Annotated in this window: 11 protein-coding genes; 9 read left to right on the top strand and 2 right to left on the bottom strand. The window is 60.5% G+C overall.

Features of this window, described 5'->3' with window-relative positions; all coding sequences use genetic code 11:
• Nucleotides 1–6 precede the first annotated feature (6 nt).
• Nucleotides 7–1,131 carry a glutamate 5-kinase gene (proB, locus tag ABIE60_RS11395; protein ID WP_354469530.1) on the top strand — a complete coding sequence of 375 codons (1,125 nt, stop codon included), beginning with the start codon at nt 7–9 and terminating at the stop codon, nt 1,129–1,131.
• A gap of 92 nt (nt 1,132–1,223) precedes the next feature.
• Here proB and rpsT read toward each other — a convergent pair whose 3' ends face one another.
• The gene (gene rpsT / locus ABIE60_RS11390) at nt 1,224–1,487 is read right to left on the bottom strand and encodes a 30S ribosomal protein S20 (protein WP_091826457.1); all 264 of its coding nucleotides are present in this window, start codon (nt 1,485–1,487) and stop codon (nt 1,224–1,226) included.
• Between the two features lie 253 nt (nt 1,488–1,740).
• Here rpsT and murJ point away from each other — a divergent pair, with 253 nt between their 5' ends.
• The 8 genes from murJ (at nt 1,741) to ABIE60_RS11350 (ending at nt 11,480) form a co-directional block, all read left to right on the top strand.
• Nucleotides 1,741–3,237: a murein biosynthesis integral membrane protein MurJ gene (murJ, locus tag ABIE60_RS11385; protein WP_502914958.1), complete on the top strand. Its 1,497-nt coding sequence runs from the start codon at nt 1,741–1,743 to the stop codon at nt 3,235–3,237.
• 81 nt (nt 3,238–3,318) lie between these two features.
• The gene (gene ribF / locus ABIE60_RS11380) at nt 3,319–4,284 is read left to right on the top strand and encodes a bifunctional riboflavin kinase/FAD synthetase (protein WP_354469528.1); all 966 of its coding nucleotides are present in this window, start codon (nt 3,319–3,321) and stop codon (nt 4,282–4,284) included.
• Nucleotides 4,281–7,097 carry an isoleucine--tRNA ligase gene (gene ileS, locus ABIE60_RS11375; RefSeq protein WP_354469527.1) on the top strand — a complete coding sequence of 939 codons (2,817 nt, stop codon included), beginning with the start codon at nt 4,281–4,283 and terminating at the stop codon, nt 7,095–7,097. The genes ribF and ileS overlap by 4 nt, the downstream gene beginning before the upstream one ends.
• Nucleotides 7,097–7,609: a signal peptidase II gene (lspA, locus tag ABIE60_RS11370; protein WP_354469526.1), complete on the top strand. Its 513-nt coding sequence runs from the start codon at nt 7,097–7,099 to the stop codon at nt 7,607–7,609. The genes ileS and lspA overlap by 1 nt, the downstream gene beginning before the upstream one ends.
• Nucleotides 7,606–8,040 carry an FKBP-type peptidyl-prolyl cis-trans isomerase gene (locus tag ABIE60_RS11365; RefSeq protein ID WP_354469525.1) on the top strand — a complete coding sequence of 145 codons (435 nt, stop codon included), beginning with the start codon at nt 7,606–7,608 and terminating at the stop codon, nt 8,038–8,040. The genes lspA and ABIE60_RS11365 overlap by 4 nt, the downstream gene beginning before the upstream one ends.
• 85 nt (nt 8,041–8,125) lie before the next feature.
• A complete protein-coding gene (locus ABIE60_RS11360) occupies nt 8,126–8,665 on the top strand; it encodes a GspH/FimT family pseudopilin (RefSeq protein ID WP_354469524.1) in 540 nt (179 codons plus the stop codon).
• A 62-nt stretch (nt 8,666–8,727) separates the two neighbouring features.
• Nucleotides 8,728–9,834 carry a glycine oxidase ThiO gene (gene thiO, locus ABIE60_RS11355; RefSeq protein ID WP_354469523.1) on the top strand — a complete coding sequence of 369 codons (1,107 nt, stop codon included), beginning with the start codon at nt 8,728–8,730 and terminating at the stop codon, nt 9,832–9,834.
• 17 nt (nt 9,835–9,851) lie between these two features.
• Entirely contained in the window at nt 9,852–11,480 is a 1,629-nt protein-coding gene (locus ABIE60_RS11350; RefSeq protein ID WP_354469522.1) for an NAD+ synthase, read from the top strand.
• A gap of 73 nt (nt 11,481–11,553) precedes the next feature.
• On the opposite strand, the gene ABIE60_RS11345 is transcribed toward ABIE60_RS11350, so the two are convergent.
• Nucleotides 11,554–12,516 carry an outer membrane protein assembly factor BamD gene (locus ABIE60_RS11345; RefSeq protein ID WP_354469521.1) on the bottom strand — a complete coding sequence of 321 codons (963 nt, stop codon included), beginning with the start codon at nt 12,514–12,516 and terminating at the stop codon, nt 11,554–11,556.
• Nucleotides 12,517–12,556: the final 40 nt, after the last annotated feature.

Below are 12,556 nucleotides of genomic sequence, written 5' to 3'. Positions count from 1 at the left end.
TATAAGGTGACAGCGGGACGTGATGGTCTGACCCAGCCCGGGCGCTGGGTGGTCAAAATTGGCAGTGCGCTGCTGACCAATGATGGTCAGGGGCTGGATCAGGTCGCCATTGCGCACTGGGTCGATCAGCTGGTTGAGCTGACGCGCAGTGGTGTCGAGGTGGTGCTGGTGTCTTCCGGCTCGGTGGCGGAGGGGATGACGCGGCTGGGCTGGGCTGGGCGTCCGCGCGAAATCTACCGCCTTCAGGCGGCGGCAGCCGTCGGTCAGATGGGGCTGGTGCAGGCTTATGAAACCAACTTCCGTCGTCATGGCATGCACACGGCCCAGATCCTGCTGACCCATGATGACCTGTCCAATCGCAAGCGCTATCTCAATGCCCGCTCCACACTGCGCACCCTGATCGAGCTGGGTGTGGTTGCGGTGGTGAACGAAAACGATACCGTTGTCACCAGCGAGATTCGCTTCGGTGACAACGATACGCTGGGGGCGCTGGTGGCCAATGCGGTTGAGGCGGATGTGCTGGTGCTGCTCACTGATCAGCAGGGGCTGTATACCGCCGATCCGCGCAGCAATCCTGATGCCGAGCTGATCGGTGAAGCGATGGCGGAGGATGAGCGGCTGGTCGCCATGGCTGGTGATGGCGGTCGGCTTGGGCGCGGAGGCATGGCGACCAAGGTGCGGGCTGCCAAGCTGGCAGCGCGCTCCGGTGCGCTGACGCTGATTGCCAGTGGGCGCGAGCCGGATGTGCTGCTGCGGCTCCACCGCGGTGAGTTGATCGGTACCCTGCTGCTGCCTGAGCGAGAGCCGATGGCGGCACGCAAGCAGTGGATTGCCGGGCACCTGCAGGCGCGCGGTACGCTGGTGCTGGATGCGGGTGCGGTGGTGGCACTGGCGGAGCGGGGCAAAAGTCTGCTGCCTGCCGGTGTGCGCTCGGTCAGTGGTGATTTCTCGCGTGGCGAGATGGTGATGATGATGGATGAACAGGGGCGTGTTGTTGCGCGCGGTCTGGCAAATTACGGCGTGGAGGATGCGCGTCGAATCATCGGGCGGCCAAGTCGTGAAATCGAGTCATTGCTGGGTTTTATGGGTGAAGAGGAGTTGGTGCACCGCGATAATCTGGTGCTGGCCTGAGGTCGGCATTTCGCGGGATGTTTGCGTCAGCTGAAGGACAGGTACAAAAAAACCGGCAATTGCCGGTTTTTTTGTGCTGACAAGGTAATGACTTATGCCATTGCCTTGATGCGAGCGGTCAGGCGGCTCTTGGTACGGGCGATCTTGTTCTTGTGGAAGATGCCTTTGGTTACAGAGCTGTCCATGATCGGCTGAGCGACCTTGAACGCTGCTTCAGCAGCAGCCTTGTCACCGCCGTCGATGGCAGCGATTACTTTTTTCATGTACGTGCGCGCCATGGAGCGCAGGCTAGCGTTGTGTTGACGACGCTTCTCCGCCTGGCGAGCGCGTTTTTTGGATCCTGCGGAATTAGCCACGGTCCGGCTCCTTTGATAATTGGGTTGATCAGATTACGACGATGCGAGTGCCGAAAATTAGACGCGACATTATTCATGTCCGGCCGGTCGATGTCAACCTTTACACACGTCGTCTTGAATCCACTTTGTCTGTTTGGCAAAGGGGGCTATGATCGGCGCACATTTTTTGCATTTCAGTAAAGGGGTCGGTGTGACAGAAAAGGCGAAACGGGACGGTGTCGGGCTGCTGCGCTCCAGTGGCGTTGTGGGCATCATGACCATGCTGTCGCGAGTGCTGGGCCTGGTGCGCGATGTGGTCATTGCCAACTATTTTGGCGCCAGTGGCAGCGCCGATGCCTTCTTTGTCGCATTCAAGATCCCCAACTTTCTGCGCCGTCTGTTTGCCGAGGGCGCGTTTTCCCAGGCCTTTGTGCCGGTGCTGTCCGAGTATCGCAGCCAGCGAGACCTGGCAGCCGTCAAGCAGCTGGTGGATCGTGTTGCCGGGGCGCTGGGATCGGTGCTGGTACTGGTCACGGTGATCGCGGTGATCGGAGCGCCTGTGCTGGCTGCCGTGTTTGCGCCGGGCTTTTACATGGCGGGCGGTGAAAAGTTCGATCTTGCCGCCGACATGCTCAGGATCACCTTTCCCTATCTGCTGCTGATCTCTCTGACCGCCTTTTGCGGTGCGATCCTCAACAGCTATGAACGCTTTGCCATACCGGCCTTTACCCCGGTGCTGCTGAATCTGTGCCTGATTGGCTCGGCTGTCTGGCTCAGTCCCTGGCTGGAAACACCGATCATGGCGCTGGCCTGGGGGGTGCTGATGGCGGGCGGTGTGCAGCTGCTGTTCCAGTTGCCGTTCCTGGCGCGGCTGCGGCTGCTGCCGATGCCGCGGGCCGACTTCAGGGATGAGGGGGTGCGCCGAATTCTGAAACTGATGCTGCCGGCCCTGTTCGGTGTTTCCGTGGCGCAGATCAATCTGCTGCTCGATACCGTGCTGGCCTCCTTCCTGCAGACCGGCAGTGTGTCCTGGCTGTACTACTCCGACCGCCTGTCGGAGCTGCCGCTGGGTGTGTTCGGCATCGCCATCGCCACCGTGATTCTGCCCAGCCTGTCCCGCATTCATGCCGAAAAGAGTCCGGAGCGCTTTGCTCAGACCCTTGACTGGGCGATCCGCATGATCCTGCTGATCGGTTTGCCGGCAGCGTTGGCGCTGGCGGTGCTGGCCGAGCCGCTGATCGCAACCCTGTTCCATTACGGTGAAATGACCGATCGGGATGTGATGATGGCCGCCATGAGCCTGCGCGCCTATGCGTTTGGTCTGCTGGCGTTCATGTTGATCAAGGTGCTGGCACCGGGCTATTTTGCCCGTCAGAACACCCGCACCCCGGTCAAGATCGCCGTGAAGGCGATGGCTGCCAATATGATACTCAACCTGATTCTGATCTGGCCGCTCGACCATGTGGGTCTGGCGCTGGCGACATCGATCTCCGCGTTCATGAATGCGGGCTGGCTGCTGCATGGTCTGATCAAGGAGGGTGTGTTCCGCTGGCAACCGGGCTGGGGCATGACGCTGTTCCGGCTGATCAGTGCTTCCATCACGCTGGTGGCGGTGCTGTTGCTGATCCTGAATTGGCTGGCCGGGAACTGGCTCGAAGCCGGTGTCTGGCTGAGAGTGCAGTGGATGACGCTGCTGGTGCTTGCCGGGGCCGGTTCCTATCTGCTGGTGCTGCTGGCGACCGGCCTCAGGTTGCGCCATCTGCGGGGTTGAACACTTTCTGAGCGGTACTCGCCGGGTTCAGAGTACGATATACTTCGCAGTCCGAAATTCTGGCGCTGGCTCGGCAACTGCATGGAACTGATACGAGGCTTACACAATCTGCGTGACCGCCACCGTGGCTGCGTGGCGACAATTGGCAACTTCGATGGTGTCCATCTGGGCCATCGCAAGGTGCTGGCGCAGGTCAAGGCAAAGGCGGCAGCGCTTGGGCTGCCGAGTGTCGTTATCATTTTCGAGCCGCAGCCACGTGAATTCTTTGGTGGCGACAGCGTACCGCCCCGCCTGACCCGTTTTGATGAAAAGGTACGCCTGCTGGCGGCCGAGGGTGTGGACCGGGTGGTCTGCCTCAGCTTCAATGCGCGCCTGCGGCAGATGTCGGCGGAAGCCTTCATAGATGAGCTGCTGCTGCAGGGGCTGGCGGTGGAGCATTTTGTGGTGGGGGATGACTTCCGTTTTGGTTGCGACCGCCGCGGTGACTATCACATGCTGTGCGAAGCCGGCGAGCGTCACGGTTTCACGGTTGAGGGCACACACACCTTCACGTTGCTGGGCGAGCGTGTCAGCAGCACGCGTGTTCGCAATGCGCTGATGCGGAATGATTTTGAGCTGGCCGAGCAACTGCTGGGCTGGCGTTACTCGGTCACCGGCCGAGTGATGCATGGCCAGAAGCTGGGGCGGCAGCTGGGTGTGCCAACCGCGAATGTACGCATGCACCGCTACCCCTGTCCGCTGCGAGGGGTATTTGCAGCACGGGCATATTTTGATGGTCACTGCCTGCCGGCGATCTGCAACATCGGCATGCGGCCCACGGTGCATGGCCGCCAGCCGGTGCTGGAAGCCCATCTGCTCGACTACAGGGGCGCGGAACTGTACGGCCACCTGATGCGGGTGGAATTTCTGCACTTTGTTCGCCCCGAACAGGCCTTCGATGGCCTGGATGCACTCAAGGCTCAGATAGAAGCCGATATTGAACATGTCCGGGCCTGGTTTGCGCAGCAGACCGGGACTGACCTTACCACTGGAAGCGACCTGTTATGACCGATTACAAAGCGACACTGAACCTGCCGGAAACGGCGTTCCCGATGCGTGGTAACCTGCCGCAGCGCGAGCCGGCTCGACTGGCGCGCTGGGATGAGATCGACCTGTATCGTCAGCTGCGTGAAGAGGGTAAGGGGCGCAAGACGTTTATCCTGCATGATGGCCCTCCCTACGCCAACGGCAACATCCACATCGGTCACGCGGTCAACAAGGTGATCAAGGACATGATCATCAAGTCCAGGACCCTGAGCGGCTTTGACGCTCCCTACGTGCCGGGCTGGGACTGTCACGGTCTGCCGATCGAGCACAAGGTCGAAACCCTGATCGGCAAGGCCGGTGACAAGGTGCCCTACCGTGAATTCCGCCAGAAGTGTCGTGACTACGCCGCCGAGCAGGTTGCCGGGCAGAAGGCTGACTTTATCCGTCTGGGCGTGCTGGGCGATTGGGACAACCCTTACCTGACGATGAACTTCGACACCGAAGCCAACATCGTGCGTGCGCTGGGCAAGATCATCGAGAACGGCCATCTGGTAAAGGGCTACAAGCCGGTCTACTGGAGCGTGGTCGGTCAGTCCGCACTGGCCGAAGCCGAAGTGGAATATCAGGACAAAACCTCGACCGCCATCGATGTACGTTTCACCTTCATCGATCAGGCCAAGGTGCTGGCACTGTTCGGCGCCGCTGCCGGTGAGGCGCCGGTATCCCTGGTGATCTGGACCACCACGCCCTGGACCATCCCCGCCAACCAGGCGGTGTCGATCAACGGCACGCTGGACTATGCACTGGTAGAAGCCCATACCGAGCAGGGTGTGGATCGCATGGTGCTGGCCGCCGAGATGGTGGATGACATCATGGCGCGCTGGGGTGTGGACAAGTTCGAGGTGCTGGCGACCTGCAACGGCGCGGCGCTGGAACTGCTGCAACTCAAGCATCCGATCTATGACCGTCAGGTACCGGTGATCCTGGGTGATCACGTCACCACCGATGCCGGTACCGGTGCCGTACACACCGCGCCGGATCACGGCATGGAAGACTTTGTCGTCGGCCAGGCCTACGGTCTGGGTACGCTGAATCTGGTACAGGCCGACGGTACCTATACCGACGCGGCTGGCGAATTTGCCGGTGTTCACGTCTACAAGGCGGATGGCCCGGTGTGCGAGGCGCTGGAACGCGAAGGTACTCTGGTGCACTTGAAGCGTTTCCAGCACAGCTACCCGCACTGCTGGCGCACCAAAACGCCGCTGATCTACCGTGCCACGCCGCAGTGGTTTGTCTCCATGGAGGCGAAGCAGCTGAAGAGCCAGGCACTGGATGCGATCAAGGGCGTACAGTGGTTCCCCGAGTGGGGCCAGAACCGCATTGAATCCATGGTCGAGCAGAGCCCGGACTGGTGTGTCTCGCGCCAGCGTACCTGGGGTGTGCCGATCACCGTGTTTACCCACAAGCAGACCGGCGAGCTGCACCCACGCACCGCCGAGCTGATCGAGCAGGTGGCGCAGAAGATCGAACAGGGCGGCATCGATGCCTGGTTTGAGCTGGATGCGACCGAACTGCTGGGCGATGAAGCGGCTGACTATGACAAGGTCACTGACACCCTGGATGTCTGGTTCGACTCCGGTGTGACCCATCATGCCGTATTGCGTGAGCGTGAAGGCCTGAGCTTCCCGGCTGACCTCTATCTTGAAGGCTCCGACCAGCACCGTGGCTGGTTCCAGTCATCGCTGAAAACCTCCATCGCCATCAACGGCTGCGCCCCCTACAAGCAGGTGCTGACCCACGGTTTTACCGTCGACGAAAAGGGCTACAAAATGTCCAAGTCGCTCGGCAACGTGATCGCGCCACAGGAAGTCACCGATACCCTCGGTGCCGATATCCTGCGCCTCTGGGTCGCCTCTACGGATTACTCCGGCGAGATGGCTGTATCCAAGCAGATCCTGCAGCGCACCGCCGACTCCTATCGTCGTATCCGTAACACCGCCCGCTTCCTGCTGGCCAACCTGAACGGTTTCGACCCGGCCACCCACAGCGTCGACCCCGCCGACATGCTGGCGCTGGACCGCTGGGCGGTTGATGCCGCCGCTCGCCTTCAGCAGAAGGTGATCGCGGCCTATGACAGCTACCGTTTCCTCGATGTGTACCAGCAGGTGCACCACTTCTGCGTACAGGAACTGGGTGGCTTCTACCTTGATATCATCAAGGACCGTCAGTACACCACGCAGCCGGACTCGCTGGCGCGCCGTTCCTGTCAGACCGCCCTGTTCCACATCGCGCAGGCGCTGGTGCGCTGGATCGCGCCGATCCTCAGTTTCACCGCTGAAGAGATCTATGAAGTGCTGCCGGGCGAACACAAGGATTCGGTTCTGCTGACCACCTGGTACGAAGAGCTGTTCGAGCTGTCTGACGACGACCCCTTTGGGCGCGAGTTCTGGCAGCGGGTGATGGCGGTGAAAGACGCCGTCAACAAGTGCCTGGAAGATGCCCGTAACGAGAAACTGGTGAAAGCCTCGCTGGCGGCAGAAGCGACCCTGTACGTGGATGACAGTCTGCGGGCTGATCTGGAGCGTCTGGGAGATGAACTGCGCTTTGTCCTGATCACCTCCGAGGCCACGCTGAAGCCGCTGAGCGAAGCCGGTGATGCCCGTGCCACGGATGTGGACGGCCTTAAGGTTGCCGTGGCGGCCTCTGGCCATGCCAAGTGCGGCCGCTGCTGGCACCACCGTGAAGATGTGGGCAGCCATGCCGGTCACGATGAGCTGTGTGGTCGCTGCGTCAGCAACGTTGAAGGTGAGGGCGAAACCCGCCACTTTGCCTGATGACCAAGACTCTCAAAACAGGGGGCAGTGCACTGCGCTGGCTCTGGCTCAGCCTGCTGGTGATTGTGCTTGATCTGGGCAGCAAGTATCTGGCTGACAGCCTGCTGACCTATGCCAGCCCGGTGCCGCTGCTGCCGGTGTTTGATCTGACGCTGCTCTATAACACCGGTGCCGCGTTCAGCTTTCTGGCCGGTGCCGGTGGCTGGCAGCGCTGGCTGTTCGTGGCCATCGCTCTGGGCATGAGTGCCTTCCTGCTGCACTGGATGCACCGTACCCCCCGGTCACATCGCCTGCTGGGCGTGGGGCTGGCACTGGTGCTGGGCGGTGCTCTGGGCAACCTTTATGACCGTACAGTGCATGGTCATGTGGTGGATTTCATCTCGCTGCATTGGGAAGGCTATTACTTCCCGGCCTTTAATATCGCTGATACGGCCATCACGCTGGGCACACTCGCACTGCTGGTTGACATGCTGTTCAGCCGTAACGACACAACTGTTGAGGAACAGAAATGACAGACGTTGCAATCGGTCCCGGTACTCGGGTCAGTCTGCATTTTGCAATCAAACTGCAGGACGGACAGATCATCGACAGCAATTTCGATGCTCAGCCCGCCAGCTTCACCTTCGGCGACGGCAATATCCCGGAAGGGTTTGAGCAGGCGATGCTTGGCCTCAGGGCCGGCGAATACGCCGAATTGACCATCGCGCCCGAGCGTGGTTTTGGCATGCACAACCCCTCCAATATCCAGATACTGCCGCGCAGCCAGTTCAAGGATATGGAGCTGGAACCGGGTCTGGTCGTATCGTTTCAGGAGCCGGGCGGGGAGTTGCCGGGTATGGTCACCGAATTCAACGATGACAAGGTCACGGTGGACTTCAACCACCCGCTGGCCGGCAAGACACTGATATTCGAAGTGCAGGTGGAGACGGTCGAGGCCGCTTGACACCCGCTGCGTTGCTGTTCAGTCTGTTAAGGCCCGACTCAGGACGAGAGGGCCTTAACGTGCACGCACAGCAAGAGACAGGATCATGGATGATCGTACCTATACTGCCCCGGTTACTCAGCAGGGGCTTACGCTGGTCGAATGCCTGTTGGCTATCGCCATACTGGGCATTCTGGTTGCAATCGGCCCCGGCAGCTTTCACTCCCTGCTGGCGTCCAGTCGGCTCGGTTCGACCCAAACCGAAATTCGCTCGCTGCTGGCCAGTGCCCGCTCGGAAGCACTCACGCGCAATCGCAGGGTAACAGTCTGTCGCACGCTGGATGGTACTCAATGCGCCGGTACGGGCCGCATCGGCCAGCGTCAGTGGCAAGGGGCCCTGCTGTTTGTTGATCTGGATCAGGACCGCAGGGTTGGCGCAGACGAAACAGTGTTTTACGTTGCAAACTTTCACACTGCTGTGAACATAATCTGGAATCGGGGTGATTCTCTGATCTATCAACCTGACGGAACGGCGCTTGGAGGCTCCAATGGCACGTTTGCCCTGCAGACCTCCGGCACGGCCGTCGAGCACCGAGTGGTGGTCTCATTGCTGGGCCGAGTGCGTACTGAAGTGATCAACCCCTGAAACGAAGCGGGTTCCACCGGAAGGGGGCCTGATCATAAGACGTAACAAGGGAGCGTCGTTCCATGTCCGATTTTCTGATAGCCGGTGCCGGTGTTATTGGCCTGATGACTGCCCGTCTGCTGGCGCAGGCGGGTGCCAAGGTAAAACTGATTGAACGCGGCCAGTGTGCCCGTGAAGCGTCCTGGGCGGGGGGCGGCATTGTGTCGCCGCTGTACCCCTGGCGTTACAGCGATGAAGTGACGGCGTTGGCGCTCTGGTCGCAAAGCAGCTACGTGCATCTGGCCGAGGATCTCCACTCCGAGACCGGCTGCGATCCCGAGCTGCGCCAGAAAGGGATGCTGATGGTCAATGTGGACCCGGATGAAGAACAGCGTGCACTGGACTGGGCTCGGCGCTATCACCGCCCCCTGACCCGTGTCGAAGCGCCCTTCATTTACGAAACCGAACCCAATCTGGCGGCTGGTTTCGAGTCTGGCATCTGGATGCCGGAAGTCGCCAGTATCCGCAACCCGCGCCTTGGTCGCGCATTGCGCGAAAGCGTACAGAAGCACCCCAATATCACCCTGTATGAAGATACCGAGATTGTGGGCTTCACCACCTTCGGTGAGCGAGTAACCGGCGTGAAAACGGCTCGTGGCCAGCATCAGGCTGACGAGGTAATTCTGGCCGGTGGGGCCTGGAGCAGGGAGCTGCTGGCATCACTGGGGCTGAAGCTGCCGGTCGAGCCGGTGCGCGGGCAGATGATGGTGTTCAGAGCCCCGGTTGGGCTGGTCAATCGTGTGGTGATGCTGGAAGGACGTTATGTCATTCCGCGCAACGATGGCCGCGTCCTGGTGGGCAGCACACTGGAGCATGTGGGCTTTGACAAGCAGACCACGGAAGAGGCCAGCCGCTCCCTGTTTGATACCGCCACCCGCATCGTGCCCGAACTGGCCGAGTATGAAGTTGAGCATCACTGGGCCGGCCTGCGTCCAGGCTCTCCTGACGGTATCCCGTTCATCGGCGCCGTGCCCGGCTGGAAGGGGCTGCACCTGAATACCGGGCATTACCGCAACGGACTGGTTCTGGCACCGGCGTCCACGCGCCTGTTGTCCGATCTGCTGCTTGAGCGTTCACCCGTCATCAATCCTGAGGCATACTCTCCTGCTGGACGTTTACAGGCACTCTGAGCAGTCGCAGGAGAGAGATGAGCACACCGATCCGGGTCGTCATGGCCCAGCTGAATCTGCTGGTGGGAGATATCCCCGGCAACACGAGCCGTATCATCGATACGGCTCTCAAGGCACGAGATGAACTGAACGCTGATCTCGTGCTTTTCCCCGAACTTGCTCTGACCGGCTATCCGCCTGAAGACCTGCTGCTGCGCCCAAGCCTTGAGCTGCGCGTGCAGGAGGCGCTGCAGCGCATTCTTGCCGCCGTATCGGGTATTACGCTGGTGCTGGGCTACCCACGCTACCGCGAGGGTGCGCTGTACAACATGGCCGGTGTGATCCGTGACGGTGAGCTGGTGCATGAATATGCCAAGCAGTGTCTGCCCAACTTTCAGGTGTTCGACGAGAAGCGCTACTTTGCGTCAGGTCATGAAGTCGGGCTGTTCGAGCATAAAGGGGTCAGGATCGGCCTCAGCATCTGTGAAGACATCTGGCACACCGGACCGGTTGAGCAGCTGAAGGCCGCGGGTGCAGAGCTGGTGCTGAGCCTCAACGCATCCCCTTTCCATATCGGCAAGCCGGCACAGCGCCGTGATGTACTGAATCAGCGTGCGCAACAGCTGGGTTGTCCACTGGTGTATCTGAACCTGACCGGCGGTCAGGACGAGCTGGTGTTCGATGGCGGCTCCATGCTGGCCTCGGCACAGGGCGATATTCTGTTTCAGGGCGTGCATTGCGAGGAGGCGTTGTACAGCTGCAGTTTTGACCCGGCCACGGCCGTGCTGAAACCGGAGCAGGCTGGCGTGACCGAGCCGAGCAGCGATGCACTGGTGTATCAGGTGCTGGTGCAGGGCGTGCGTGACTATGTGAACAAGAACGGCTTTCGCGGCGTGGTGCTGGGGTTGTCGGGTGGCATCGACTCGGCCCTGACAGTGGCGGTGGCGGTGGATGCGCTGGGCGCAGATCGGGTTGAAGCCGTGATGATGCCGTTCCGCTATACCTCCTCCATGAGCATTGAGGATGCCGAAGCCGAAGCGCGGGCACTGGGCATTCAATACGATGTGATCTCCATCGAGCCGCTGTATGACAGCTTCATGCAGCAGCTGGCGCCTCAGTTCGAGGGTCTGAACCCGGATACCACCGAAGAGAACCTGCAGGCCCGCTGTCGGGGTGTTCTGTTGATGGCGATCTCCAACAAGAAAGGCTATCTGGTGCTGACCACCGGTAACAAGAGTGAAATGGCCGTGGGCTACTCCACCCTGTACGGCGATATGGCCGGTGGCTTTGATGTGCTCAAGGATATCCCCAAGACACTGGTGTACCGCCTGTCGCGCTATCGCAATACGCTGTCGCCGGTGATTCCGCAGCGAGTCATCGATCGTCCGCCATCGGCGGAGCTGGCACCGGATCAGACCGATCAGGACAGCCTGCCGGACTATGATGTGCTGGACCGCATTCTGGAGCTCTATGTCGAACGCGATTATTCCGCGCAGGCGATCATCGATGAGGGTTTTGCCACAGAGGATGTAAATCGGGTGCTGCGTTTGGTCGATATCAACGAATACAAGCGCCGCCAGGCGCCGATCGGGCCACGCGTAACCCAGCGCGGCTTTGGCCGCGACCGGCGCTATCCGATTACCTCGGGCTGGAAGGCCGGAATCTGATCCCGGTTGTCGCTGCAACAAAAAGGCCAGCAATTTGCTGGCCTTTTTACGTACGGAAGGATGAAGTTTCGGCTTACTCGGCTGTGTCCTCATCATCAAATACACCAAAGGTCATGCGGCTGAACAGCGAGCGCTTGTTGGCTTGCTCTTCAGCGTCGGCACGTTCCTGAGCCTCGGCCCGCAGGCGATCCGCGGCCGGAGTGGGGCGGGCCGGTTCAGCCGGCTCGGCACCACCGAGCAGACCAAAGCTGGCGGCCTGCAGCAGGGTCGCGCTGTCCTGCTTGAACGGACGGATCTGATACTCCGGGTAGTTCAGCTGCAGCACTTCCAGTGCATTTTTGGCCAGATCATGCATGTTCAGCTCGGTATAGGCCTCGGCCATGATCGCCAGCGCATCGGGAACGGCCGGGGTTTCCTGCAGGTTCTCGACTACATAGCGGCCACGGTTGGCAGCGGCAACCCAGGCCTGACGGCGCATGTAGTAGGACGCCACATGGATCTCATAGGTCGCCAGACGATTTTTCAGGTACTGCATGCGCTTTTGCGCATCCGGAGCATACTCGCTCTGCGGGTAGCGGTTGAGCAGGGTCGAGAAGCTCTCGAAAGACTCAAGAGCGGCACCGGGATCACGCTGGCTCACATCGATCGGCAGGTACTTTTCGAAGAAGGAGCGGTCTTCCTCGAATGCGGTCAGGCCCTTGAGGTAGTAGGCGTAGTCGATGTTGTCGTGGTTCGGGTGCAGACGAACGAAACGGTCGGCAGCTGCACGGGCCGATTCAGGCTCGTAGTTGCGGAAGTAGGCGTAGATCAACTCCAGCTGAGCCTGCTCCGAGTAACGGCCGAACGGATAGCGGGCTTCCAGCAGCTGCAGCTTCTCAACCGCCAGGCTGTAATTGTCGGCTTCCAGAGCGCTGAGCGCCTCGTCATAGAGCTGCTGCTCCGGTACATCCGGTGCCACCTTGTCGCCTCCGAACCATGAGCAGGCGGAGAGCAGGCTGAAGAGCGCCAGAGTAGCCAAGATTTTCAAGGGTCGCATGTTGATCATTCCTGATGCTGGGAGCCGAATTCGGCGTGAC

It is taken from the genome of Marinobacterium sp. MBR-109, assembly GCF_040547565.1.
In the GTDB taxonomy this organism is placed as follows: Bacteria; Pseudomonadota; Gammaproteobacteria; order Pseudomonadales; family Balneatricaceae; genus Marinobacterium.
This window is presented reverse-complemented; position numbering and strand designations above follow the sequence as displayed.

Excerpts from the sequence above, each read along its gene's own strand:
- ABIE60_RS11360 (WP_354469524.1), top strand. The coding sequence starts at position 8,126 with ATGGATGATCGTACCTATACTGCCCCGGTTACTCAGCAGGGGCTTACG.
- ABIE60_RS11365 (WP_354469525.1), top strand. The coding sequence starts at position 7,606 with ATGACAGACGTTGCAATCGGTCCCGGTACTCGGGTCAGTCTGCATTTT.
- ABIE60_RS11350 (WP_354469522.1), top strand. The coding sequence starts at position 9,852 with ATGAGCACACCGATCCGGGTCGTCATGGCCCAGCTGAATCTGCTGGTG.
- lspA (WP_354469526.1), top strand. The coding sequence starts at position 7,097 with ATGACCAAGACTCTCAAAACAGGGGGCAGTGCACTGCGCTGGCTCTGG.
- ABIE60_RS11345 (WP_354469521.1), bottom strand. The coding sequence starts at position 12,516 with ATGCGACCCTTGAAAATCTTGGCTACTCTGGCGCTCTTCAGCCTGCTC.
- murJ (WP_502914958.1), top strand. The coding sequence starts at position 1,741 with ATGACCATGCTGTCGCGAGTGCTGGGCCTGGTGCGCGATGTGGTCATT.
- thiO (WP_354469523.1), top strand. The coding sequence starts at position 8,728 with ATGTCCGATTTTCTGATAGCCGGTGCCGGTGTTATTGGCCTGATGACT.
- ileS (WP_354469527.1), top strand. The coding sequence starts at position 4,281 with ATGACCGATTACAAAGCGACACTGAACCTGCCGGAAACGGCGTTCCCG.
- ribF (WP_354469528.1), top strand. The coding sequence starts at position 3,319 with ATGGAACTGATACGAGGCTTACACAATCTGCGTGACCGCCACCGTGGC.